General features: G+C 68.5%; 19 protein-coding genes and 2 tRNA genes. 4 read left to right on the forward strand and 17 right to left on the reverse strand.

Annotation, left to right across the window (positions count from 1 at the left end):
• The 8 genes from G6035_RS02555 to G6035_RS02590 all read right to left on the reverse strand — a co-directional run bounded on the left by G6035_RS02555 (position 1) and on the right by G6035_RS02590 (position 7,088).
• A tRNA-Met gene (locus G6035_RS02555) sits at positions 1–77 on the reverse strand.
• A 127-nt stretch (positions 78–204) separates the two neighbouring features.
• A complete protein-coding gene (locus G6035_RS02560; RefSeq protein WP_176615499.1) occupies positions 205–981 on the reverse strand; it encodes an enoyl-CoA hydratase in 777 nt (258 codons plus the stop codon).
• Positions 982–1,023: 42 nt separating this feature from the next.
• Entirely contained in the window at positions 1,024–1,971 is a 948-nt protein-coding gene (gene mmsB, locus G6035_RS02565; protein ID WP_176615500.1) for a 3-hydroxyisobutyrate dehydrogenase, read from the reverse strand.
• Positions 1,968–3,050, reverse strand: coding sequence for an enoyl-CoA hydratase/isomerase family protein (locus tag G6035_RS02570; protein WP_176615501.1), 1,083 nt, complete (start codon positions 3,048–3,050; stop codon positions 1,968–1,970). The genes mmsB and G6035_RS02570 overlap by 4 nt, the downstream gene beginning before the upstream one ends.
• A 17-nt stretch (positions 3,051–3,067) precedes the next feature.
• Positions 3,068–4,204, reverse strand: coding sequence for an acyl-CoA dehydrogenase family protein (locus G6035_RS02575; protein WP_176615502.1), 1,137 nt, complete (start codon positions 4,202–4,204; stop codon positions 3,068–3,070).
• 81 nt (positions 4,205–4,285) lie between these two features.
• Complete coding sequence (locus G6035_RS02580; protein ID WP_176615503.1) at positions 4,286–5,212, reverse strand: cytochrome b/b6 domain-containing protein; 927 nt, start codon at positions 5,210–5,212, stop codon at positions 4,286–4,288.
• Positions 5,213–5,342: 130 nt separating this feature from the next.
• Complete coding sequence (locus G6035_RS02585; RefSeq protein ID WP_176615504.1) at positions 5,343–6,308, reverse strand: electron transfer flavoprotein subunit alpha/FixB family protein; 966 nt, start codon at positions 6,306–6,308, stop codon at positions 5,343–5,345.
• A gap of 12 nt (positions 6,309–6,320) precedes the next feature.
• Positions 6,321–7,088, reverse strand: a complete 768-nt coding sequence (locus G6035_RS02590; RefSeq protein WP_176615505.1) for an electron transfer flavoprotein subunit beta/FixA family protein — start codon at positions 7,086–7,088, stop codon at positions 6,321–6,323.
• Positions 7,089–7,220: 132 nt separating this feature from the next.
• Here G6035_RS02590 and G6035_RS02595 point away from each other — a divergent pair, with 132 nt between their 5' ends.
• Positions 7,221–7,757 carry a MarR family winged helix-turn-helix transcriptional regulator gene (locus tag G6035_RS02595; RefSeq protein WP_176615506.1) on the forward strand — a complete coding sequence of 179 codons (537 nt, stop codon included), beginning with the start codon at positions 7,221–7,223 and terminating at the stop codon, positions 7,755–7,757.
• A gap of 19 nt (positions 7,758–7,776) precedes the next feature.
• On the opposite strand, the gene G6035_RS02600 is transcribed toward G6035_RS02595, so the two are convergent.
• Genes G6035_RS02600 through G6035_RS02610 form a run of 3 tightly spaced genes read right to left on the reverse strand, consistent with a single transcriptional unit; the run spans position 7,777 to position 12,036 of the window.
• Positions 7,777–8,640, reverse strand: a complete 864-nt coding sequence (locus G6035_RS02600) for a crotonase/enoyl-CoA hydratase family protein (RefSeq protein ID WP_176615507.1) — start codon at positions 8,638–8,640, stop codon at positions 7,777–7,779.
• Positions 8,640–10,808 carry a 3-hydroxyacyl-CoA dehydrogenase NAD-binding domain-containing protein gene (locus tag G6035_RS02605; RefSeq protein ID WP_176615508.1) on the reverse strand — a complete coding sequence of 723 codons (2,169 nt, stop codon included), beginning with the start codon at positions 10,806–10,808 and terminating at the stop codon, positions 8,640–8,642. Before G6035_RS02605 ends, G6035_RS02600 begins: the two co-directional genes overlap by 1 nt.
• Positions 10,809–10,812: 4 nt before the next feature.
• Positions 10,813–12,036, reverse strand: coding sequence for an acetyl-CoA C-acetyltransferase (locus G6035_RS02610; RefSeq protein ID WP_176615509.1), 1,224 nt, complete (start codon positions 12,034–12,036; stop codon positions 10,813–10,815).
• 226 nt (positions 12,037–12,262) lie between these two features.
• On the opposite strand from G6035_RS02610, the gene G6035_RS02615 reads away from it, so the two are divergent.
• Entirely contained in the window at positions 12,263–12,949 is a 687-nt protein-coding gene (locus G6035_RS02615) for a TetR/AcrR family transcriptional regulator (RefSeq protein WP_176615510.1), read from the forward strand.
• Positions 12,950–12,991: 42 nt separating this feature from the next.
• Here the strand turns inward: G6035_RS02615 and G6035_RS02620 are convergent, their stop codons facing one another.
• The 4 genes from G6035_RS02620 to G6035_RS02635 form a co-directional block, all read right to left on the reverse strand.
• Positions 12,992–13,849 (reverse strand): NAD(P)-dependent oxidoreductase, encoded by an 858-nt coding sequence (locus G6035_RS02620; protein ID WP_176615511.1) that lies wholly within the window; start codon positions 13,847–13,849, stop codon positions 12,992–12,994.
• 150 nt (positions 13,850–13,999) lie between these two features.
• Positions 14,000–14,073, reverse strand: a tRNA-Met gene (locus G6035_RS02625).
• Positions 14,074–14,154: 81 nt separating this feature from the next.
• Positions 14,155–17,157: a UPF0182 family protein gene (locus G6035_RS02630; RefSeq protein ID WP_371130801.1), complete on the reverse strand. Its 3,003-nt coding sequence runs from the start codon at positions 17,155–17,157 to the stop codon at positions 14,155–14,157.
• Positions 17,158–17,284: 127 nt separating this feature from the next.
• Positions 17,285–18,388: a PDZ domain-containing protein gene (locus tag G6035_RS02635; RefSeq protein ID WP_256127682.1), complete on the reverse strand. Its 1,104-nt coding sequence runs from the start codon at positions 18,386–18,388 to the stop codon at positions 17,285–17,287.
• A gap of 272 nt (positions 18,389–18,660) precedes the next feature.
• On the opposite strand from G6035_RS02635, the gene G6035_RS02640 reads away from it, so the two are divergent.
• The gene (locus tag G6035_RS02640; RefSeq protein WP_176615512.1) at positions 18,661–20,142 is read left to right on the forward strand and encodes a zinc-dependent metalloprotease; all 1,482 of its coding nucleotides are present in this window, start codon (positions 18,661–18,663) and stop codon (positions 20,140–20,142) included.
• A gap of 49 nt (positions 20,143–20,191) precedes the next feature.
• On the opposite strand, the gene G6035_RS02645 is transcribed toward G6035_RS02640, so the two are convergent.
• Positions 20,192–20,908, reverse strand: coding sequence for a M48 family metallopeptidase (locus tag G6035_RS02645; protein WP_176615513.1), 717 nt, complete (start codon positions 20,906–20,908; stop codon positions 20,192–20,194).
• Positions 20,909–21,076: 168 nt separating this feature from the next.
• Here G6035_RS02645 and G6035_RS02650 point away from each other — a divergent pair, with 168 nt between their 5' ends.
• Positions 21,077–22,177, forward strand: a complete 1,101-nt coding sequence (locus G6035_RS02650) for a TOMM precursor leader peptide-binding protein (RefSeq protein ID WP_176615514.1) — start codon at positions 21,077–21,079, stop codon at positions 22,175–22,177.
• On the opposite strand, the gene G6035_RS02655 is transcribed toward G6035_RS02650, so the two are convergent.
• Entirely contained in the window at positions 22,138–24,249 is a 2,112-nt protein-coding gene (locus tag G6035_RS02655; RefSeq protein WP_176615538.1) for an ATP-dependent DNA helicase UvrD2, read from the reverse strand. The two genes, G6035_RS02650 and G6035_RS02655, sit on opposite strands and share 40 nt — an antisense overlap.
• Position 24,250 lies beyond the last annotated feature (1 nt).

Raw genomic sequence — 24,250 nt, forward strand, 5'->3', positions numbered from 1 at the left:
TGGTTGCGGGGACAGGATTTGAACCTGTGACCTCCGGGTTATGAGCCCGGCGAGCTACCGAACTGCTCCACCCCGCGTTGCGTCCTCAACAGTACATGTGAACGGGCGGATTCACCAACTCGGGCGGAAACCGGCCGGCCGGCGGGGTCCCGGCAGGCTCGACCAGCGGGGGTCTCGACCAGCGGGGTCCCGGCCGTCGGGGAACTACCGGTGCTTGAACCCGGCGGCACGCTTCTGGGTGAACGCGGCCATGCCTTCCTTCTGGTCCTCGGTGGCGAAGCAGGAGAAGATGAGGCGCCGCTCCAGGCGCACGCCTTCGGCCAGGGTCACCTCATAGGCGGCATTGACTGCCTCCTTCGCGGTCATGGCAACCGGCTTGGACATGGAGGCAATCAGTGCGGCCGTGGCCAGCGCATCCCCGAGCAGGGAGTCCACGGGAACCACGCGGGCCACGAGGCCGGCCTGCTCGGCCTCCACGGCGCCCATGACCCGCCCGGTCAGCACCATCTCCATGGCCTTGGCCTTGCCGATGGCACGGGTCAGCCGCTGTGAGCCGCCCATGCCCGGGATGACGCCAAGCTTGATTTCCGGCTGGCCGAACTTGGCGTTGTCTGCGGCGATGATGAAATCGGCAATCATGGCCAGTTCGCAGCCGCCGCCCAGGGCGTGCCCGGCGACGGCGGCCACCATCGGCGTGCGCACCCGGGCCAGCGCATCCCACGCGGAGAACCAGTCCAGCTGGTACATCTCCACGGAGGACTTTTCCGCCATTTCCTTGATGTCCGCACCGGCGGCGAAGGCCCGGGAGGAGCCGGTGATGACAATGGCGCCCACGCCGGGATCGGCGTCGAACGCCTGCGCGGCGGCCAGGATTTCCCGGCCCATGGCGTCGCTGAGGGCGTTGAGGGCCTCGGGCCGGTTGAGCGTGATCAGGCCGACCCGGCCGCGTTGTTCGGCCAGGATCAGGGTGTAGTCCGTCATATTAAAGATTTCCGTCCAGGTCAGGGTCCAAAAGGGGGTGGGTCAGGCGTCGGGGTCCAGCGCGGCCAGCCCCTCCGAGGCCTCCCGGATCGTGTTGATGATGCCGGAGAAGTCGGTGCCGGCGCCGCCGTTGAGCGAGAAGTGCCGGTAGATTTCCTCGGCGGCGCGGCCCATCGACGCGGCGGTGCCCGTGGCGTTGAGTGCCTCCACGGCCAGTCCCAGGTCCTTGGCCATGAGGGCGCCGGCAAATCCGGGCTGGTAGTCGCGGTTGGCGGGGCTGGTGGGCACCGGCCCGGGGACGGGGCAGTTGGTGGTCAGGGCCCAGCACTGCCCGGACGCGTTCGCGGCGACGTCGAACAGCGCCTGGTGTGTGAGCCCCAGCTTTTCGCCCAGGACAAACGCCTCACTGACGGCGATCATGGATACGCCCAGGATCATGTTGTTGCACACCTTGGCGGCCTGTCCGGCGCCGGCCCCGCCGCAGTGCACAATACGCTTGCCCATGACCTCGAAGATCTCCGCGGCATCGGCAAAGTCCCCCTCGGTTCCGCCCACCATGAACGTCAGCGTGCCCGCCTCGGCGCCCATGACCCCGCCGGACACCGGGGCGTCCAGGCTGTGGTGGCCGGCGTCCAGGGCCATCTTGTGCGCGGTGCGGGCGTCCTCGACCGCGATGGTGGAGCACTCCAGGAACAGCGAGCCCGGTTTGGCGGCCGCCAGCAGGCCGCCGCCGGGGCCGTCGCCCTCATAGGCGGCAAAGACGTGCCTGCCGGCGGGCAGCATGGTGATGACGACATCCGCCCCGGCGGCCGCCTCCGCGGACGATCCCGCCACCGCCACGCCTGCGGCTTGGGCGGCCTCCAGGGCGGCCGGGACGACGTCGAAGCCCGTCACCGAATACCCGGCCTTGACCAGGTTGGCCGCCATGGGCCCGCCCATGTGGCCCAGGCCGATGAAACCGATTGTCCTGCGTGCTGCCTCGCTGCTCATTGCACTGCCACCGATCCATTCCGTGCGTTTGCCAGGCCCAGTTCGTCCGGGCCCAGGTCCTCGAATATCGATTCCACCACTGCGGCCGGCACGTCCGCCAGGGCGGCCGGCTGCCAGGCGGGGTTGCGGTCCTTGTCCACCAGCTGTGCCCTGATCCCCTCGGCGAAGTCGGGCCAGCGCAGGGCCCGCAGCGACACCCGAAGTTCCTGGTCCAGCACCTCCTCCAGCGATCCCAGCGCCCGGGCCCGGCGCAGTGCCTCCAGCGTGACCGTCACCGCGGTGGGCGACTTGGCGAGGATGGTTGCCGCCGCCTTCTCAGCTTCCGGAACGCCCGAGCCGGCCAACCGCTTGACGATGGCGCCGGCGTCGGCCGCGGAATAGGCCGCGTCAATCCAGTCGCGGGCGTTGATCAGCGCGGATTCCGGCGGTTCCTGCCCATGGCGTGCGACGGCGGAGCTTGCGTTGCGCTCGGCCAGCTCGGCCGCCAGCGTGGGCAGCAGGGAGGAGTCAAGGAAGTAGTCGGCCAGGCCCATGGCAATGGCGTCCGCGCCGCTGACCATGCTTCCGGTGAGCCCGGCGTGCGTGCCAAGTTCCCCCGGGGCGCGGGAGAGCAGGTACGTCCCGCCAACGTCCGGGACAAAGCCGATGCCCGTTTCCGGCATGCCGATCCGGGACCGTTCGGTGACCACCCGGTGCGAGGCGTGCGCGGAAATGCCCACACCGCCGCCAAGCACCACGCCGTCCATGAACGCCACCACCGGTTTGGGATAGCGCTTGATGCGGGCGTTGAGGTGGTATTCATCGCGCCAGAACTGCTCGCTCTGGTGCCCGCCGGTGCGCGCGTCGTGGTAGATCGAGACGATGTCGCCGCCGGCACACAGGCCCCGCCCGCCGGCACCCGAGATGAGCACGGTGGCCACGGCGTCGTCCTTTTCCCAGGCGTCCAGCGCGGCCGCCACGGCCAGGACCATGCCGTGGTTGAGGGCATTCATGGCCTGCGGCCGGTTCAGCACCAGGTGGCCCAAGTGCCCTGTGCGCTGGACCAGGACGTCGTTGTCGTTCATCTGGGGGTCCTCCATGTTCCAGTCTCCATTACCTAGTCCTCGACCGCCAGCCGGCCCACTATCAGCCGCATGATCTCATTGCTGCCCTCCAGGATCTGGTGGACGCGCAGGTCGCGGACAATCTTTTCCAGCCCGTACTCGGAGAGGTAGCCGTAGCCTCCGTGGAGTTGCAGGGCCTGGTTGGCGACGTGGAATCCGGCGTCGGTGGCCACCCGTTTGGCCATGGCGCACAGCTTCACGGTGTCCGGGTCGCCGGTTTCCAAGGCCGCCGCGGCGCGCAGCAGCATGGTGCGGGCGGTTTCCAGTTCCGTGTCCATGTCCGCCAGTTCAAAGAGCAGGTGCTGCTGCTTGATGAGCGGGCCGCCAAAGGCCTGCCGTTCCTTGAGGTACGCCACCGACTTGTCGAAGGCGGCCCGTCCGCCGCCCAGCGAGCAGGCACCTATGTTCACCCGGCCCCCGTTGAGGCCCTTCATGGCAATCGTGAAGCCGTCGCCTTCCCTGCCCAGCCGGTTCGTGACGGGCACCCTGACGTCTTCGAAGACCACCTGACGGGTGGGCTGGGCACGCCAGCCCATCTTCTTTTCCTCGGCGCCGAAGGACAGGCCCGGCGTGCCGTCCGGGACGACGATGGCCGTAATGCCGTGGCTGCCGTTGTCCTGGGTGCGGGCCATGACAATGTAGAGGGCCGAGGAGCCGGCTCCCGAGATGAACTGCTTGGTGCCGTTGATGACGTAATGGTCGCCGTCGCGCACGGCCCGCGTGGACAGGGCGGCTGCGTCGGAGCCGACCCCGGGCTCGGTCAGGCAGTAGCTGCCCAGGTCGGTCATGGCGGTCAGCCCGGGCAGCCAGGCGGCCCGCTGGGTGTCGTTGCCGAAGGCGTCCACCATCCAGGCCACCATGTTGTGGATGGAGATGTAGGCGGCGATGGACGGGTCTGCGGCGGCCAGTTCCTCAAAGATCAGCACGGCGTCGGTGCGGGTCATCCCGGAGCCGCCATAGTCCTCCGCCACGTAGATGCCGCCCATGCCCAGCGTGCCCGCCTCGGCCAGCACGTCCACGGGGAAGTGCTTGGCCTCGTCCCATTCGCCGGCGTGCGGTGCCAGCGCCGTGGTGGCGAAGTCACGCACCATCGCCACGATGGACTGCTGGTCTTCGGTGAGGTTTTCCATGGCGTCTCCCTTGACTTTCCCGGGCCGGCAGGCCGGCCCGTCCTCGTGTCCTGCCCGGCGCGGGTGGGCCGGGCGGGCAGCTTACTTGGTGACCTTCCCGGTCAGTGAGGCGATGGGCCGCAGGAACAGGGGCCGGGCGGCGAACCACGCCCCGGCGGTGACGAGCAGGGACAGGGCAAAGATGCCAAAGCCCCACCAGTTGACCACGTCGCTGGAGCCGTACATGTGGTTGAGGTTGCGCAGTGCGCCGGTGGCCAGCACCAGCGTCACGTGCACAATGATGAACAGGACAAAGTAGATCATGACGGGGAAGTGCACCTTCCGGGCCAGCTCGATGGGGTAGAACTTGTTCAGCGTGCGGGCGTTTTTGGGCCAGGCCCCGGACATGCGGATGCCGGTGAGGATGGCCAGCGGGGCCGCGATGAACACGGTGGCGAAGTAGGTCAGCAGCTGCAGGGAGTTGTAGTTCACCCAGCCGTCCTCCATGGGCCAGTCCAGCGAGAGGTATTGCAGTCCGGCGGAAATGGCGTTGGGGAACACGTCCCAGGTGGTGGGCACAATGCGCAGCCACTGTCCGGTGGCAAAAATGACGATGATGAAGATCAGGCCGTTAAGCACCCACAGTGCGTCCAGGCTCAGGTGGAACCACAGGTCCAGGCTGATCTTCGTCGGCGCGTTCTTCGTCCTGATGAAGCCCTTGTTGTTGCGGATCCAGTGCGCGGGCGGCCGCTTGGAGGTGCGCACCTGCCAGCCGGAGCGGATGATCAGCACAATGAAGAACATGTTCAAAAAGTGCTGCCAGCCCAGCCACGCCGGGAAACCGACCGGGGTGGTGGCCGGCAGTTCCGACTGCCCCGGGTAGGCTGTCATCCACGTCTTCACGGCGTCCAGGCCGGTGAACCAGCGGGCGGCCAGCACCAGGACCAACAGTCCGATCACAATGGCGCCGGCAACTATGGCGGGTGTGGCCCACTTGTTCCCGGCCAGCTTCTTCGTGGGGGTCGACATGGATCCTCATACCTCTTTCAAGAACGTTCCTGCTGCCACACTAACCCGCAAACGGCCGGTGGCATTCACCGTCCCTTTGTAACAGGCGGGAGGGCGAACCCGGCAGCCGGCCGTAACAGGCGTTTGCGTGCTACTGCGGGCGGGCCGCCAGCGCATCGATCAACTGCGGCACCACCTTGAACACGTCGCCCACAATGCCGAAGTCGGCCACATCGAAGATGGGGCTTTCCCCGTCCTTGTTGATGGCCACGATGGTCTTGGCGGTCTGCATGCCGGCCCGGTGCTGGATGGCGCCGGAGATGCCCAGCGCAATGTAGAGCTGGGGCGAGACGCTCACGCCGGTCTGCCCCACCTGGGCCGTCTGCTCCACGTAGCCGGCGTCGACGGCGGCCCGCGAGGCGCCGACCGCCGCGCCGAGGGCGTCGGCCAGCTGCTCCACGAGCACGAAGTTCTCCTTCGAGCCGAGTCCGCGTCCACCGGAAACCACTGTCTTGGCGCCGCGCAGCTCGGGCCGGCCGGCCGCGGCGGGGGCGTCGTTGACGGCGTCGACCCGGGCGCCGGCGGCGGGGCCCAGCTCCACGGTGGCAACTTCCGGTGTTGCTGCCGGTGCGGTGCCCTCGATGGCGCCCTGGCGCAGCGTGATGACGGGCAGCCCGCCCTCCACCGCCGATTCGACGTCGTAGCTGCCGCCAAACACGGAGTGTCCGGCCACGACGCGGTCCCCGTCGAGGCGCACGGAGACGGCGTCGGCCAACAGCGCCCCGCCGGTCCGCACGGCGAGCCGGGCGGCAGCCTCGCGGCCGTCCACGGAGTTGGCGGCCAGCACGGCGCCGGGTGCCAGCGCAGCCACCGCCTGCCCCAGGGCGTCCACGGCCGGGGTGCCAAGCACGGAGGCCGCGTCCGGGCCCACGGCCTGGTACACGACGGCCGCGCCCAGCCCGCCCAGGTGGGCGACGACGTCGTCCGCCAGGTTGGCGGGGGCCGCCACCACGGCCACGGGCGTGCCGAGCGACGCGGCGGCCGCCAGCAGCCCCCGGGCCGATCCGGCCACGGCGCCCTGGTGGGTCAGTTCAATCAATGCCAGTATGTTCGCCATGCCCAGCCTTTCCTAGACCAAACGGTTTTCAACGAGGTAGTCCGCCAGCAGCGTGCCGGCATTGCCTTCATCCACAATCTTGGTTCCGGCGGTGCGCGCCGGGCGCTCGCTGTGGGAGACGATGACGGTGTGCGCCGGGGTGGCCGGCACGTCCAGGTCCGACAGCGAGAGCGTGGCGACGGGCTTGCGCTTGGCCGTCAGGATGCCCTTGAAGTTCGGGAAGCGTGCCTCGGCACTGCGTTCGGTGACCGTCACGACGGCGGGCAGCGCGGCACTGACGCTCAGCGTGCCCGATTCCCCCTGCCGCTCCCCGGAGACCTTGCCGGGAGCCAGTTCCAGGGAGGCGAGGGAGCCCACCAGAGGCAGGCCCAGGTGCTCGGCCACCATGGCCGGGACCACGCCGCCGCGGCCGTCGGTGGATTCATTTCCGGCGACGATGACATCCGCCCCGGCGCCCTTGAGCGCTGCGGCGAGCACGGCGGCCGTGCGGGCGGCATCGGCCCCGGCCAGGGAGCCGTCCAGGATGTGGATGCCGGAATCGGCCCCCATGGACAGCGCCTTGCGGATCGCCTTGGCGGCCTCTTCGGGGCCCATGGCCAGCACCACGACCTCGGTGGACTTGTCGCCGTCCTTCACGCGGAGGGCGGTTTCCAGGGCCCGTTCGTTGATTTCATCGACAATGTTGTCCCCCGCGTCGCGGTTGAGCCACCCGGTGGCGGGGTCAAGCGTGCGTTCGTCCGCCGTGTCCGGCACCTGTTTGATCAGGACGACGATCTTCATGGACAGCCCCTTCGCGTAGAAAGTGTTCTGCGGCCAGATTACTAGGAACTGCTAGCATTTACTAGGTACCCCGAGTAAATTGTTGCTGGGGCGCCAAGGCCCCGGAAGTGCCGCCGCGAGGAAGGACATGCCATGCCAGCCGCAGCCCCGCTGCCCATGGATCCGATCGCGGAGGCCCGGCGGCAATGGATAGCCCACGGCTGGGCCGACGCTGCCGACGGAATGGCAGCGTTCTCATCCGTGATGCGGGCCCACCAGCTCATGTACAGCAGGGTCGACGCCGTGCTCAAGCCGCTGGGACTGTCCTATGCACGGCTGGAGTTGTTGCGGCTGCTGTCCTTCACCCGCGGCGGCGCCCTGCCGATGGCCAGTGCCAGCGCGCGCCTGCAGGTGCACCCCACGAGCATCACCAACGTGGTGGACCGGCTCGAGCGCGACGGCTTTGTGCGCCGGGAAGCACACCCCACCGACGGCCGGGCCACGCTGGTGGTGCTGACCCCCGCCGGCCGGATGCTGGTGGAGCAGGCCACCGGGGTGCTCAACGAACAAGTCTTTGAACAACCCGGCATCCCGGCGGAGGAACTGCGCAGCATGACGGGGATCCTGGCCCGCTTCCGCCGCGCCGCCGGCGACTTCACCGATCCCGCGCCGCCCCCGGACCCCCTGTAGGCGCCCCTGCCGCCGGATGCTAACGGCCCTTGAATTCCGCCGGGCGGCGCTCCCCCAGCGCCGCGACGGCCTCCACCAGGTCCCCGCTGTGCAGGAAGGCGGAGTTCCACAGGGCCACGTGCCGCAGGCCGCGGGCGATGCGTTCCTCGCGGTCCTCGTTCAAAACGGCCTTGGTACCGGCAACGGCCAGCGGCGAATTGGCAGCCATCTGCCCGGCGAGGTCCAAGGCGGCGGCCAGGAGCGAATCCGCATTCGGGTGGACGTCATTGACGAGGCCGATTTTTTCCGCGCGGTCCGCTGCAATGTCCTTCCCGGTCAGGGCCAGCTCACGCAGATGGCCCTCGCCGATGACGCCCCGGAGCCGCTGCAGGCTGCCGACGTCGGCCACGATGGCCAGCCTGGCCTCCCGGATGCTGAACTTTGCCTCCGCAGAGGCCAGCCGGACGTCGGCTGCGCTGATGAGGTCCACGCCACCGCCGATGCACCAGCCGGAAACGGCGGCAATGACCGGCTTGCGGCACGCCGCGACGGCCGTGACGCCGTCCTGCAGCCGGCCGATCTGCCGCAGCAGCGCGCTGCGGGCTGCTGCGGTGGGACCGCCCGCGGCGCCGAGTTCCGCGAGCCAGGGGCCGAGGACCTCCTGCACGTCCAGTCCCACGCTGAAGTGGTTCCCCGTGCCGGTGAGGACTACGGCGCGGACGGCTTCGTCGGCGTCGAGCGCGGCAAAAAGGCGCGGCAGCTCCTCCCAAAAGTCCAGGCCCATCATGTTGCCGCGGCCCGGACCGGCCAGCCGGACGACGGCGGTCCCCGGCACGGGGGCCTGCTCCGCCGTAAACGCCTTCCAGGCCGTGGTGAAGGCCGTGCCTGCAGGAGCGCCGGCCATCAGTACGCTTCCCCCTTCTCCGCCTTCGCCACCAGCGACGCCGGCGGCAGGAAGCGGTCCCCGTACCGGGCCGCCAGCTCACGGGACCTGGCCACAAAACCCGGCAGGCCGCCGCGGTACCCGTTCATGTACTGGATGACGCCGCCGGTCCAGCCGGGGAAGCCGATGCCCAGGATGGAACCGATGTTGGCGTCCTCCACGCTGCGCAGCACGCCCTCATCCAGGCATTTGACGGTTTCCAGGGACTCCGCAAAGAGCATGCGTTCCATCATGTCCACGAACGGGATCTCCCTGGTGCCGCCCCAGGTTGCCGCCAGGCCCTCCCAGAGGCCGGTCCGGTGGCCGCCTTCGTAGTTGTGGAATCCTGCGCCGCCCAGCTTGCCCGTGCGCCCGAACTCCCCGACCATCCGGTCCACGAGTCCGTAGGCGGGGTGGGGCTGGTACTTTTGCCGGCCGTCGTCGTGCTCCAGGCCCGCCTTGGTCTCCTGGTGGATCTTGGACAGCAGGGTCAGGTTCAGCTCGTCGGCCAGCTGCAGCGGCGGGGCCGGGTAGCCCGCCTGGGCACCGGCCTGCTCCACGGAGACCGCACTGATGCCTTCGCCGACCATGCCGATGGCCTCGTTCAGGAACGTGCCGATGACGCGGCTGGTGAAGAAGCCGCGGGAATCGTTGACCACGATGGGGGTCTTGCCGATCTGCCGGGCGATGTCGAAGGCACGGGCCAGGGTCTCGCCGGAGGTGCTATTGCCGGCGATGATTTCCAGCAGCGGCATCTTTTCCACCGGGGAGAAGAAGTGCAGGCCAATGAAGTTCGCCTGGTCCTCCACCCCCGCGGCCAGCTCGGTGATGGGCAGCGAGGAGGTGTTGGTGCCCAGGACGGCGCCGTCCGCCACCAGGCCTTCAATCTCCTGGAACGCCTGCTGCTTGACGCCCACGTCTTCAAACACGGCCTCGATGACCAGGTCGGCGCCGGCCACGTCCGCAGCGGTTGCCGTGGGCGTGATCCTGGCCAGCAGGGCCTCCGCCTCCGCCTGGGAGGTCTTGCCGCGGGCCACGGCCTTCCCGGCGAGCGTGCGCGAATGGGCCTTGCCGCGTTCGGCCGCCTCCAGCGTGACATCCTTGAGCACCACGTCCATGCCACCGCGGGCACACACGTAGGCGATGCCGGCGCCCATCATGCCGGCACCGAGCACGGCCACCTTCCTGGCGGTGTGTTTTTCAAAACCCGCCGGGCGGCTGCCGCCGGCGTTGATGTGGGCCATGTCGAAGAAAAACGCCTTGATCATGTTGGTGGAGACCTGCCCGGCCGCGACTTCCACGAAGTAGCGCGATTCCATCTCCAGGGCCGTGTCGATGTCCACCTGCGTGCTTTCGACGGCGGCCGCCAGGATGGCGCGCGGGGCCGGGTAGTTCGCGCCCATCAACTGCTTGCGCAGGTTGGCCGGGAAGCTTGGGAGGTTCGCGGCAAAGGCGGGGGTGGCCGGGGTGCCGCCGGGAATCCGGTAGCCGGGCACGTCGTAGGGCTGGACGGCCTCCGGGTGGGCGGCGATCCAAGCCTTGGCGGCCGGTATGAGCTCGTCCACGGTGTCCACCACCTCGTCCAGCAGGCCGAGGTCCAGGGCCTCGCGCGGCGTGTGGCGCCGGCCCTGCAGCAGCACCTTGGTGAGGGCTCCGGCCACGCCCATGAGGCGCACGGTGCGCACGATCCCGCCGCCGCCGGGCAGCAGTCCCAGGGTGACCTCGGGCAGGCCGATCACGGAGCCGCGGGTGTCCGCGGCGATCCGGTGGTGGGCGGCCAGTGCAATTTCCAGCCCGCCGCCCAGCGCTGCTCCGTTGAGGGCCGCCACGACGGGCCGGCCCAGCGTTTCCAGCTGCCGCAGCGGGGCCTTGATGGCCTGTCCGAGGGCGAAGACCCTTTCGGCGTCGCCGGGCCCTGCCTTGACGAGGTCGTTCAGGTCGCCGCCGGCGAAGAACGTCTTTTTGGCGGAGGTGAGGATGACGCCGGTGATGGACTCCCTTTCGGCCGCCAGCCGAGCCACGGCGGCCTGCATGGAGGCGCTGTAGGCCTCGTTCATGGTGTTGGCCGACTGCCCGGGATCGTCGATGGTGAGGATGACGACGCCGTCGGCGTCCTGGTCCCAGCGGATGGTGTTCTTGGTGTCAGTCACTTCGTCAAACCCTCTCGATCAAGGTGGCCACGCCCATGCCGCCGCCAATGCAAAGCGTGATGACCGCGCGCCGGGCACTGCGGCGTTCCAGTTCGTCCATGACGGTGCCCAGGATCATGGCGCCGGTGGCGCCCAGCGGATGGCCCATGGCGATGGCGCCGCCGTTCACGTTGAGTTTTTCCTCCGGTATGCCCAGGTCCTTTTGGAACTTCAGCACGACGGCGGCGAACGCCTCGTTGATCTCGAACAAGTCAATGTCGTCCACCGCCAGGCCGGCCGTTTTGAGGAGCTTTTCGGTGGCCGGGGTGGGTCCGGTGAGCATGATGGTGGGGTCCGCCCCGGAGGTGGCCGTCGCGACAATCCTGGCGCGCGGCGCCAGGCCCAGCCGCTCCCCCATCGCCGCGCTGCCCACCAGCACCAGGGCCGCGCCGTCGACAATGCCGGACGAGTTGGCGGCTGTGTGGACGTGGTTGATGCGCTCCACGTTGTGGAACTTTTGCAGGGCGACGGCGTCAAAGCCGCCGGCATCGCCCATGGCCGCAAACGACGGCTTGAGGGCCGCCAGGGATTCCACCGTGGAATCGGGGCGCATGTGCTCGTCCCGGTCCAGGACCACCAGGCCGTTGCGGTCGCGGACGGGGATCACCGAGTGGGCAAAGCGGCCCTCCCGCCACGCCTGGGCGGCCAGTTCCTGCGAGCGCACGGCGTAGCTGTCCACGTCGGTGCGGCTGAAGCCCTCAATCGTGGCAATCAGGTCCGCGCCCACGCCCTGCGGCACAAAGTAGGTGTCGTAGTTGGTGGCCGGGTCCATGGCCCAGGCGCCGCCGTCCGAGCCGATGGGCACCCGGGACATGGACTCCACGCCGCCGGCGATGATCAGCTGGTCCCAGCCGGAGAGCACCTTTTGGGCGGCCGTGTTGACGGCCTCCAGGCCGGAGGCACAGAACCTGTTGAGCTGCAGGCCGGCGACGGTGTTGGGCATGCCGGCGGCCAGGGCGGCTGTGCGGGCAATGTCGGCGCCCTGGTCCCCGATGGGCGAGACGACGCCCAGGATGAGGTCGTCAATGAGGTTCTCATCGAGTCCGGGGTGGCGTTTTCGCAGTTCGTGGATCAGGCCCACCACGAGGTCGATCGGCTTGGTCCCATGCAAGGACCCCTTCTTGCCGCGGCCCCGCGGGGTCCTGATGGCGTCATAGAGGTACGCTTCCGGTGCAGCTTGTTCGTGCACGTTTTTTCCTTCCCTGGTGGCGCCGGCCGGTGGAAAACGCACCGGTTGACATAAGGCCAATGCTTCAGAACTATTGACAGCGTGTCAATAGTTCCGCAGGATTTCAGGATGAGGAGGTCCCCATGAGCAGTTGCACGGCCATCAGCACTGCGGTGCCGGACGGCATTGCCACCATTGCAGTCCCCCGTACCTGCCGAGAGGCCTGGCGGGGGAAGGACCCTGCGCCGTGAACCGCCCCGACCCGGCCCGGCCGCCGGCCCGGACCGCCCGGGACGGTGAGGTTCCCGGCGTCGGCCCCTCCCCTGCCGGGACCCGGCCGACGCGGCAGCGGCTCAGCCCGGACGAGCGCCGCAGGCAAATCTTCGCCTGCGCCCAGCGGCTGTTTAGTGAGCGCCGGTACGAGGACGTTTCGACCACGGACATCGCTGCCGCAGCCGGCGTGGCGCGGGGCCTGGTGAACCACTATTTTGGCAACAAGCGCGGGCTGTACCTGGAAGTCGTCCGGCTGAACTCGACCGTGCCCGCGCTGGCAGTCGCCACCCTTCCGGCCGGGACGCTGCAGGAGCGGATCGACGCGTCCGTCACGTGGTTCCTGGACACCCTGCAAGCCAACGGCGGGACATGGCTGGCCCTTGGTTCCGGGGGCATGGGCCGCGACGCCGATGTGGAGCGCATCCTGGTCAAGGCCGAGGACGACTCGGTGGAACGGCTCATGGAGGCCATGGGCCTGGACCGGGGCGGCGCGGGGCAGGACCAGGCCCGTGCACTGCTGCGCGTGTACGCCCAGCTGGCACGCAGCGGCGCGCGGGAATGGCTGCTGCGCAAATCCCTGGGACGGGGGCAGGTCCATGCGCTGCTGGCCGGGACGCTGATGGTGGTGGTCCGCGAAGCCGTGCCGGCCGTCGGGGTGTGACCGGGCACCTGCACGGCGGGCGAGCCGGTCCCGGACAGGTGGTCAGCGGTCCAGGTAGAAGTCCGGCATCAGCTCCGCGGACGCCTCCACGGCGTAGGGGGAAAAGTCGGTGGTGCCGCGGGACCGCAGCAGGTCCTCGTCGATGATGACCTGCCCCGTCAGTTCGCGGCTGGGTGTGGTGAGAATGGCGTGGGCGGCATCGGCCACGATTTCCGGCCTGCGCGAGCGCCGCTCCATGTCAGGCCCGCCCAGGATGTTCGCCACGGCCGCCGTGGCAATGGTGGTGCGAGGCCACAACGCGTTCGAGGCGACGCCGGCTTCGGCAAATTCGGCGGCAAAGGACAGCGCACAGAGCGTCATGCCGTACTTGGACAACGTGTAGGCGGGATGGCTGCCCAGCCACTTGGGGTCCAGGTTCAGCGGCGGGCTGAGGGTCAGGATGTGCGGGTTGTCCGCGTGGAGCAGGTGCGGCAGGGCGGCCCGCGTGAGCAGGTACGTGCCCCGGGTGTTGACGTCCTGCATCAGGTCGTAGCGCTTGGGTGTCAGCTCCAGGGTGCCGGCCAAGGTGAGCACGCTGGCGTTGTTGAGCACCATGTCGATGCCGCCGAACGCCGTCACGGCACCTTCGACGGCGCGCGAGATGGCCTCGTCGCTGCGCACATCCCCGACGATGGGCAACACACGTCCGCCGGCCGCCTCGATGGCAGCTGCCGCCGTGTGGATGGTGCCTTCCAGGCGGGGGTTTGGCTTGTCCGTCTTGGCAATCAGCACCACGTTGGCACCGTCGCGGGCGGCCCGCAGGGCGATCGCCAGGCCGATTCCGCGGGAACCACCGGACATGAGCAGGGTCCTGCCGGCCAGGCTGCCGGGATGCTGCGTGGGGGATGCTTCGGATGCCATGGTGCCAGGTCCTTCCGTCACGGCCGTTTCCGCCCACTGTACTCCGCCGGGGACGCCGGGCCCCGGGAGTCAGGACGCCACTTCTTCAACCCGGATGCGCGTTAATGCAGTGAAGTCCCCGGTCCGAGGACCGGGGACTTCACTTTGGAGTTGCGGGGACAGGATTTGAACCTGTGACCTCCGGGTTATGAGCCCGGCGAGCTACCGAACTGCTCCACCCCGCGATGTGTCCTTAACATTACCCCGGGGCCGGCAGGGCGCAAAATCCGGGGCACGTGACGTTCGTCGCGTGCCCCGGACCCCCGCTACGGCTTGGCCGTGGGTGACGGCTTCGCAGTGGCCGACGGCGTTGCCCCCGCCTTCGGGGCGGCGCCCTCGGCCGCGATGGCGGCGTTGAGCGCGGACTGCAGCGCCTTCTGCGCCACGCCGTAGGCGGCAAAGTCGCCCTTGGTCAGCGCGGCCTGGCTGTCCTTCATGGCCTGGCTGGCATCGTTGAGTGCCTTGGCCAGCGCCGGGTTGGTGCTGCCCACCGCGCCTTCCGTGGAGCTGCCCGCCGTGCCGGCTTCCTTCTGGACGTTGGCGTCACCGGCCGAGGCGCCGGAGTTGCCGCCAAAGAGCTGGTCCAGGGCATCGTTCAGCGTGGCCGCGTAGCCGATCTTGTTGCCAAAGGCGACCAGGACGCGCTGCAGGGTGGGGTACGACGTCGAACCCGTCGACTGCACGTACACGGGCTGGACGTAGAGCAGGCCGCCGCCCATGGGAAGTGTCAACAGGTTGCCGTTGATGACGTCGGACTGGCCCAGCTTCAGCACGTTCAACTGCTCGGAGACCGTGGGGTCGGACTGGAAGGTGTTTTGGACCTGCCCGGGACCGGGCACCTGCGTGTCCACAGGCAGCTCCAGAAGTTGCAGCTTGCCGTAGTCGGGGCTCTTGACGCCCTTCACATCACCGGCGTCGCCGTTGGCGGCCATGAAGCCGTAGAGGATGTTGCGTGATTCGGTGCCTTGGATCTCCTGCGGGATGAAATCGGTGGTCAGGGAGAAGGCCGTCTTGTCCTGGCCCGGCATTTGCAGCGACAGGTAGTATGGCGGCTGCTTGTCCACGGTCTTGGTGGTGGGATCATCCGGCACGCTCCAGGCTTCCTGGTTTGCGTAGAACTTTCCGGCGTCCGTCACGTGGTAGCGGCCCAACAGTTCGCGCTGGACCTTGAACAGGTCCTCCGGGTAGCGCACGTGGGACATCAGGGCCCCGGACATTTCCGTGTACGGCTTGACCGTGGCCGGGAAGACCTTCTCCCAGGCCTTCAGGATCGGATCCTGCGTGTCCCACGCATACAGGTCAACGGATCCGTCATAGGCGTCAACCGTCGCCTTGACCGAATTCCGGATGTAGTTGATGGAGGCGTTGGGCAGCGCCGCCACCCCGCCGTTGTTGGTGAGGGAGTCCGTGGTGGCCTCCTGCAGCTGCTGCTGCTGCGAGTACGGGTAGTACGAGCTGGTGGTGTAGCCGTCCACAATCCACTTGACCCGCCCGTCGATGATGGCAGGGTAGGGGTTGCCGTCAATGGTCAGGTACGGTGCCACCTGGGCCACGCGGCTGGCCGGGTCCCGGTTGTACAGGATCTGCGACTGGTTGTTGACGCCGTTGGTCAGCAGCAGGTCCGAGGACTGGAACTTCATGGCATACATCAACCGGTTGAACCAGTTGCCCAGCGACGGGCCGCCGTTTCCGGCGAACGTCGTCATGGATTCCCCGGAGGTGTCGGCGGCATCCTTCGACGTCGGGGTGGACCCTTGCGGCCGGTCCAGCTCCACCGGGGTGGCGCCCTTCGGGGCCCCGACGATGGAATAGTCGGTCATCGACGGGCTGAAGTAGATGCGCGGCTGGTAGCTGGTGTCGGTGCCCAGCACGCCCGTGGAGGGCACGCCGGACTGCATGAACACGGGCTTGCCGTCCGAGGTCACGGTGTTGCCGTAGGCTGCCACCACGCCGTAGCCGTGCGTGTAGACGAGGTGCTGGTTGTACCAGCTCTGCTGACCCGGATTGATGCCGTTCGGGTTCAGTTCGCGCACGGCAATCACGGCGTCCTGGACCTTGCCGTCAATCGTGTAGCGGTCAACGTTGAGGGTCTTGGGGAACTCGTAATAGGGGCGGTACTGTTCCAGCTGGGCGAACGTGGAGGAAATCAGGTTCGGGTCCAGCAGGCGGATGCTGGCCACCGTGGAAGCGTCCTTGCGCAGGGCGCCGGGCGTCGCCGTCGTCGTGGCGTTGTACGGGGTGACTTCCATGCCGGAGAGCCCGTAGGCCTGCCGGGTGAAATCAATGTTGCGCGTAATGTAGGGCGCCTCCACGGTGCCTTCGGTGGGCCGGACCTGCGTGTACTGGATGGCCCAGGGGTAGATGCCGCCCGCGACGATGGCGGTGATGATCAGCATGCCGGTGCCGATCAGGGGCAGCTTCCAGCGGCCGATGAAGGCGGCCACCACAAAGAGGACGGCCACGATCACGGCGGCCACGGCCAGGATGGCCTTGGTGGGGATGACGGCGTTGACGTCCGTGTACATGGCCCCGGCCCGGTAGCCGCCGTTGTTTTGCAGCGTGCCGTAGGTGTCGAGCCAGAAGTTGATGCCCAGCAGGACCAGGAACACCGCGGCGAGGACCGCCATGTGGATCTGTGCGGCCCGGGAGGTGAAGACGCCGTGCTCGGCCAGGCGGACGGCGCCATACAGGTAATGGGTCAGCAGGCCGGCGATGAAGGCGACGACGGTGACGCTGATCAGCAGGCCCGTGACGAAGCCGAGGAACGGCAGCGTGTTGGTATAGAAGCTGATGTCCAGACCAAACTGGGGGTCCTTCTCGCCAAACGGAAACCGGTACAGGAACAGCATCACCTTGTCCCACTGGGCCATGGCCGCGGTGCCGGCAAACAGCCCGAAGACCACGGGTACGCCCACCATCACCACGCGGCGGACAGGCTCCAGCTGTGCCTGGTACCGGTTGAGGTTGTCATCGCGCTGGTTGTCCGGCGCGTAGACGGGCCTGGCCCGGTAGGCCGCCCTGATGGAGAAGTACACGCCGGCGCCCATAATGACGAACCCCGCAGCGAAGATCAGCAGCTTGGCAAGCTTTTCACGCCAAAAGACCGTGGAGAAGCCAAGCTGGCCGAACCAGAGCATGTCGGTGTAGAGGCCGGCAAAAATCACCAGCGCAATGACCAGGACCACCACGATGATGATGGTGGGCAGCAGCGCGCTGCGGCGTCTTGGCCTGACGGTATTGTGCGGCGAAGGGGCTGGGCGGGATGTCACTCGTACCTCTATTTGCTGTTTATTGGTTTTTGGGTGTTGCCGGTGCGGTGCTGCTCCCGGCACTGCTGCCAGGTCCTATTGCTGCCACGAACGGCCCCACGGCGAAGTTCCCCCCGAGTCCCAATCGTTATTTACACGTGGGCAGGGTGGAACTTTCCGTACCGGTCCCAATGGCGGACACGGCGGCGTACGCTTCCTTCAGCGTAGCGACTTTGACGACGTGAAGCCCGTTGGGGACGTGTCCGACCACGTCTGAACAGTTCGCTGCCGGCGCCAGGAAGTAGTCGGCGCCGGCATTGCGGGCCCCGACCATCTTTTGGGCGATGCCGCCAATGGCACCCACATTGCCTTCCGGGTCAATGGTGCCGGTGCCGGCGAAATGCTTCCCGCCGGTCATCTCGCCCTTGGTGAGCGTGTCAATGGTGCCCAGGGCAAACATCATGCCCGCGCTCGGCCCGCCAATGTTGCTCAGCGTGATGTTCACCGTAAAGGGGAAGGTGAACCTGTTCTGCAGGGCGATCCCCAGCAGGTACTTGCCGTCCTTGTTGGCGCGCGGGGTGACCGCGACGGTCTTCTCCGCCCCGTTGCGCAGCACCTTGACAGCCACTGGCGTGCCTTTCCCGGCGGCCAGCACATCCTGGATCACGGGCAGCCCGGTGACGGCCTTGCCGCCGATGGTGAGCAGGACGTCGTCGGGCTTGAGGATTCCGGCAGACGCGCCGTCAGCCGGGACCGAGGCGATGGCCAGGGTGGTCTTGTAGGGGATGCCCAGGAGCGTGAACGCGGCGGCGGTGGCGTTTTCCTGGGATCCGGTCATGGCCGCGGTATTTTCGCTGTTGACGGCTGCCTGGCTGGTGCCGGGCGCGTAAATGAGCTCGGACGGGTAGATGGAGTCCGACGGCGACATCCACGCCTGGAGTGTCTGGAAAATGTTGACTTCGCTGTCCGGCAGGCCGCCGCTCATGTGGACCGTGGTCAGGTCGAGGGTGCCTGAACGGGCGGGGAAGCTGTCATGGCCGGTGACACTGATGACCGGCTGGCCGTTGACCGTGCCGATCGTGTTGATGGCCGGGCCGGGCGACTCAATGACGTAGGGCACGGGGATGGCCATGGCGGCGACCGCCAGGACCGCGGCAATGACGCCGGAGACCACCATCAGGGAAACCCGGCTGTCCCGGGCCGTCGTCTTCGCCGCCGGCTGCGGGGCCGCTGCCTGGTACTCCTGGCTCAATAACTTGACCTTTCCAAGGTTCTTCCGGCAAGTGCCGCGGTGCCGCGCCGCACCCTGCAATGGCTGCCCGGGATTGCGCACCAAGGTCCACCCTACTGTGTGTGCCCGGGTTCCCGCTGTGAATCGGCAGGGCCCGCGCCGGGGCGCCAAAACCGGCGGAAATCCGGCTCCTTTGCCGGTAGCGAACAGCGGTGTCCCATGGGGCGACAACGGTTGGCGGCGGCGGTAACGTGAAGATATTCGGTACATCTTCCTGCAACGATCGGGCCACCATGTCTTCCACCCCAGCCAACAACAACGACGACGACACGCCGAAGGACCCGCTGTCTGAAATGCTGGCGAACCTCCTGGGCGGGAAGGGCATGGAAGGCTTTGACCCGGCCGAGCTGGCCAAGGCCGCCGGCCTGCCGGACGACCCCAAGGTGCTGGCGCAAATGTTTTCCCAGGTGCAGTCCATGATGAACAGCTCCTCGGACACCCCGGTGAACTGGGAGCTGGCCCACGACGCCGCCCGCAAGTCCGCGGCCGGGGACGACCCTTCCGTGTCACCGGCACAGTCCCGGGACATCGACGAGGCGCTGCGCCTGGCCGAGATGTGGCTGGACCCGTTCACGGACCTGGCCGCCACGGCGATCATTGGCAAGGCGTGGTCGCGGGCGGAATGGGTTGAGGAAACCCTGGGCACCTGGCAGCGGCTCACCGAGCCGGTGGCGAACAGCATCGCCCTGGCCATCTCCACGGCCATGAATGAGCAGCTGCCCGAGGAAATGAAGTCCATGATGGGCGGTGCCGCCTCCATGATGCAGAACATGGGCGGTGCACTGTTCGGGCTGCAGCTGGGACAGGCCGTCGGCGCACTGTCCAAGGAAGTGGTGGGCTCCACGGACATCGGCATCCCCCTGGCAGACCTGCAGATGGCCCTGTTGCCGGCCAACGTCAAGGCGTTTGGCGAGGGACTGGAGGTGCCGGAGCAGGAAATCCGCCTGTTCCTGGCCCTGCGGGAAGCGGCCCACGCCCGCCTGTTCGTCCAGGTCCCCTGGCTGCGCGGTCACCTGCTGGGCGCCATCGAGTCATACGCCCGCGGCATCCACATTGACATGTCCCGCATCGAGGACCTGGCCCACAACCTGGATCCCAGCAACCCGGAGGCGATGCAGGCAGCCCTGTCCGAGGGCGTCTTCATGCCGGCCCGTACTCCCGCCCAGGACGCCGCCCTGTCCAAGCTGGAGACCGCCCTGGCCCTGGTGGAGGGATGGGTCGACGAAGTGACGTTCTCCGCGGCCGCCAACCTGCCCTCCGCAGCGGCCATCCGCGAGACCATCCGCCGCCGCCGCGCCACGGGCGGTCCGGCCGAACACGCGTTTGGTTCCCTCGTGGGCCTGGAGCTGCGCCCGCGGCGCCTGCGTGAGGCCGCGGCCCTGTGGGCGAACCTGTTGGAGCAGCGCGGCATTGCCGGCCGCGACGCCATCTGGGCCCACCCGGACCTGTTGCCGACCTCCGCCGACCTCGACGACGCCGCAGGGTTCAGTGCGCGCCGTTCCGCCGCGGACGCCTCCGATTCGGAGGTGGATGCCGCCCTGGCGAAGCTGCTCGACGGCGGTTTCGACGACGCGCCGGCCGCCGGCCAGTCCGGTGAAAAGGCTCCCGGCGGACCTTCCGGCGATGCCTCCCCGGGTCCGGCAGACGGCACGTCCGACGGCGGTTCGCCCAACGGAGGCACGGCCGGCACCGACGGGACGCCAACGGACAAGTAGCCGGCGGTCCCTTCGGGCTTCTGAACCTGGCCCGGCGGGGCCCGCCAGGTCAGAACAGTTGCCCGGGCGGCGCCCCGCCTGCGGTTTCCGGCGCCGCCGTGCCGGGACCGTCGTCGTCCATGTCACTGCCCATGCCCTGGATGTTGCGGGCCGACGCGAAGGACGCCCCCTCCAGGAACGCCTTGGCACGCTCCTGCAGGGCATAGCCGTCCAGCTCGGCCCAGAATTGGGCGCTGTGGTTGGGGTGGATCAAGTGGGCCAGTTCGTGCAGCAGCACATAGTCCAGCACCCACTCCGGCATGCCCTTGACGTGGTGGGAGATCCGGATGGTCCTGTGGGCGTGGGTGCACGAGCCCCAGCGCCCGTTTTGGTTGGTCACCCACCGCACGGATGCCGGCACCGCCCGCGACCCCAGATACCTTGCGGACAGGTCCAGGCACCGGCGCATGAGGGCGCCATCGCTTTCAAACGTCCGGCGGCCCCCGGCGGCCTTGGCACGCGTGTCCCCTTCCAACCGGGAAACCATGTGCGGGACCCAATATTGTTCGTCCTCCAGGGTCAGGCGCGAGGGCACGGCAACCACGGCGCGCCCCGCCTCCCAAAACGCGGAGATGCCGTTTTTCCGCCGCCGCGTGCGGCGCACCACCACCGGCGCACCGTTGGCGGCGCGGTGCCCCGAGACGGAGTCGCCCAGGGGCCCGGGCGTGCCGCTGCCGATGGGCGTCCGGCGGGGGTCCTTGGCTGGCGGGGATAGCTGCTTTGACATGGTTCGACGGTACATCGGGGCGGGGAACGAAATCGACTTGGCCGGACCCGGATGTGGACAACCCCGGCCTGTGGATAACTTCGGGCGCACCTCGCCGGGCCGTGCCAAGATCGAAAGGAACGGCCCGGGCGGAAAGGTCCCCGGCCCCGTACCCGTTGGGAGTCGGCCATGACCATCATCAACCCCGGGCTGCGCATGGTTGCCAGAGGCCCGGGCAGCATCCAGATCGGCGTTGGGCCTGGCGGCACCATCATCGACGGCCTCCAACCGGCAGACCTGCTCTTCATCCAGGAATTGCGCAGGGGGATCCCCGACGGCCAGGCCATGGCCGCAGCCAAGGCCTGTGCGCTCGAGGCGGCACGGGCCGCGGAAATTTGTGCCAGCCTGCGCGGAATCCTGGTCAGTGACGGCGAACTGCGCATGCAGGGGTTCCGGGCTGAACGGTTGCGGCCCGAGCACTCCGCGCTGCTGGGCCTCCACCACGGACAGTCCCGGGACTACATGGACCGTCGCGAACACGGCCTCGTGCACGTCATGGGGCTCGGCCGGACAGGGGCGGCATTGGCGCTGGTGCTGGCGAGCGCAGGCGTGGGGACCTTGCTGCTGGAAGATGACAGGACGGTCACCGCCGCCGATGTCAGCCCGGGGTCGTTCAGGCTGGCCGACATCGGGCTGCCCAGGTCGGCCGCAGTCCGCAGGCACCTGCTGTCACTGGACCCCCGCTGCCATGCGCATGTCCTGCACACGGGCGGCCTGGGCTCCCCGGACATGCGCTGCCTGGACCTTGCCGTGGTGGTGGCCCACGACGCCGTTGGCTCGGAGACGGCCGCCCGTTTCATGTCCACCGACAGGCCGCACCTGTTGGTGCTGGTCCGCGAACAGGACGGCACGGTGGGTCCGCTGGTCCTGCCGGGCGAGACGGCCTGCGCGGAGTGCGTTGAACGGCACCGCGGTGCCGGTGACCCGCAATGGCTCCAGGTGCGCGAGCAGCTTGCGGCGGGCAGCGGTCCCGAAGCCGCACGACCGGGGCAGGAGCCTCCTCCGGGCCTCGAGGACGCGGCCCTGTCCACGGCCCTCGCCGGCACCGCTGCCGCCCAGGCGCTGCTTTTCCTCGACGCCGTCAACAGGCCGAGCACATGGTCCGCCGTCCTGACGTTCCACCATGACAACGGACGCTGGAGCAGGGAGGAATTCGCGGTCCACCCGGAGTGCAGCTGCCAGCTGCAGCGTCAGGCGCTGGAAACGATTTCCAACACCGCCTCGCCATAGCGTTCCAGCTTGGACGGGCCCACCCCGGGCAGGGCGGCCAGCCCCTCCAGGTCCCGGGGCGCGGCCTCGGCAATGGCCATGAGCGTGGCATCGGTGAACACCACGAACGCCGGCACCTCGGTCGAGGTGGCCTCCTTCAGCCGCCAGGCCCTCAACTCTTCAAAAACTGCCTCGTCATAGCCCGCCGGGCAGGTGGAACAGCGGCCGATCTTGCGCTCGGCGCCGGTGGTCAGCACCTTCCCGCACACCCGGCAGGTGGACGGGGCCGCCGTCTTGCGGGGCTTGCGTGCCGCGGTTTGGCGCGGGCCAGTGGGGGCGCCCCCGACGGAACTGGGCCGCAGCCCGTCCAGGAAGCGCGACGGCCGGCGGTTGGCGCGCCCGCCCGGGGTGCGGGCGGTGGACCAGGAGAAGTTCAAAAATTCCCGGGCCCTCGTGATTCCCACGTACAGCAGCCGGCGTTCCTCATCCACGGTTTCCGGGGTGTCGGCGAAGGAGATCGGCATCAGCCCTTCGCTCAGGCCGACCAGGAACACCGCATCCCACTCCAGCCCCTTGGCCGAGTGCAGCGACGCCAGGGTCACGCCCTGCACCGTGGGGGCGTGCTGGGCCGAGGCCCGCTCCGTCAGTTCTGCCACGAAGTCCACGAGCGAGAACGCATGCTCGGGCGTGCTGCGGGAAACCGCCAGCTCGTCCGCCAGTGCCACCAGCGCAGACAGCGATTCCCACCGCTCGCGCACTGCTCCCCCGCTGGTGGGCGCTTCCGCCTGCCAGCCCAGGTTGCCCAGGATGTCCCGGACCAGCTGCCCCAGCGGCTCGTCTTCGGCCGCGCGGGAGCCCGCCCGCAGCTGCAGGATGCCGTCGCGGACTTCCTTTCGGGCAAAAAACCGCTCCCCGCCGCGCAGCTGGTAGCCCACCCCGGCCGCGGACAGGGCCTGCTCGTAGGCTTCGGACTGGCCGTTCGTGCGGAACAGCACGGCAATTTCGCTGGCCCGGGTGCCGTGCTCAATGAGGATCTTGATGCGGGCGGCCACCGCGGCGGCCTCGGCCTCGTCGTCGCTGCATTCAAGGAACTCCGGGGACGGCCCGTTGGGGCGCTGTGCCAGCAGTTCCAGCGGGGCCGACCACAACGCGTCGGCGGTAAGCCCGCCGCTGCGCCGGTTGGCCAGCAGCGCGTTGGCCAGCCCCACCACCTGCGGGGTGGACCGGTAGTCGCGGACCAGCTTCACCACGTTGGCTGCAGGGTAGCGGGCCGGAAAATCCAGCAGGTGGCGCGGGGTGGCCCCCGTGAAGGAATAGATGGTCTGGCTGGCGTCGCCCACCACGCACAGTTCCTCACGTCCGCCCAGCCACAGGTCAAGCATGCGCTGCTGCAGCGGGGAAACGTCCTGGTATTCGTCGACCACAAAGTGCCGGTACTGTTCACGGACTGTCGCGGCCACCCGGGCGTCTTCCTGCAGGATCCCCACCGTGATGAGCAGGACATCCTCAAAGTCGATCAGGTTCCGGTCGGCCTTGACGTCCTCATAGGACTGGAAGAGGCGTCCGACGGCGAGCTTGTCCAAGCCGCCCGGCTCGCCCCTGTCCTGGGCCCGGGTCATGTAGGTTTCCGGCGTGAGCATGGAGACCTTGGCCCATTCCACCTCCGCGGCCAGGTCGCGGATGGCGGCCCGGTCCGTGGGCAGGCGCAGCCTGCGTGCGGCCTCGGCAATGATCTGGGCCTTGTGCTCGAGCAGCCCCGGGAGCTGGCCGCCGACGGCGTGGGGCCAGAAATACTGCAGCTGGCGCAGCGCCGCGGCGTGGAAGGTGCGGGCCTGCACGGTGCCGACACCGAGGTCGCGCAGGCGGGTGCGCATTTCGGCGGCGGCCCGCGCGGTGAAGGTGACGGCCAGGAGGCGGTTCGGGTTGTAGACGCCGGTGTGCACGCCGTAGGCGATCCGGTGCGTGATGGCCCGGGTCTTGCCGGTGCCTGCCCCGGCCAGGACGCACAGCGGCCCTGTCAGCGTGGTTGCCACGGCCCGTTGTTCGTCGTCGAGCCCGGCCAGGATGCGTTCCTCGGCGGTGCGTTCGTCCATG

This window comes from Arthrobacter sp. SDTb3-6 (assembly GCF_013376095.1).
In the GTDB taxonomy this organism is placed as follows: domain Bacteria; phylum Actinomycetota; class Actinomycetes; order Actinomycetales; family Micrococcaceae; genus Specibacter.